Below are 336 nucleotides of genomic sequence, written 5' to 3' on the forward strand. Positions count from 1 at the left end.
CGGGAAATCGAGCTGCTCGTCGGTGGCGTCGAGCGCCGCGAACAGGTCGAACACTTCGTTGATGACTTCCTGGTGGCGAGCGTCGGGACGGTCGATCTTGTTGATCGCCACGATCGGCTTCAAGCCGACCTTCAGCGCCTTGCCGACCACGAACTTGGTCTGCGGCATCGGGCCTTCGGCGGCATCGACCAGGACGATGGCGCCATCGACCATGTTGAGGATGCGTTCCACCTCGCCGCCGAAGTCGGCGTGGCCGGGCGTATCGACGATGTTGATGCGCGTACCCTTCCAGTCCACCGAAGTGGCCTTGGCCAAGATGGTGATTCCGCGCTCCTT

1 protein-coding gene is annotated in these 336 nt (G+C 63.1%); it reads right to left on the minus strand.

Translation table 11 applies throughout. The annotated features are described in order from the left end of the window. Window positions 1–336, minus strand: a 336-nt coding sequence (locus NLU14_RS21410) for a GTP-binding protein (RefSeq protein ID WP_275710434.1), incomplete at both ends; no start/stop codon positions are given.

The organism is Marinobacter iranensis, from assembly GCF_029207565.1.
GTDB lineage: Bacteria > Pseudomonadota > Gammaproteobacteria > Pseudomonadales > Oleiphilaceae > Marinobacter > Marinobacter iranensis.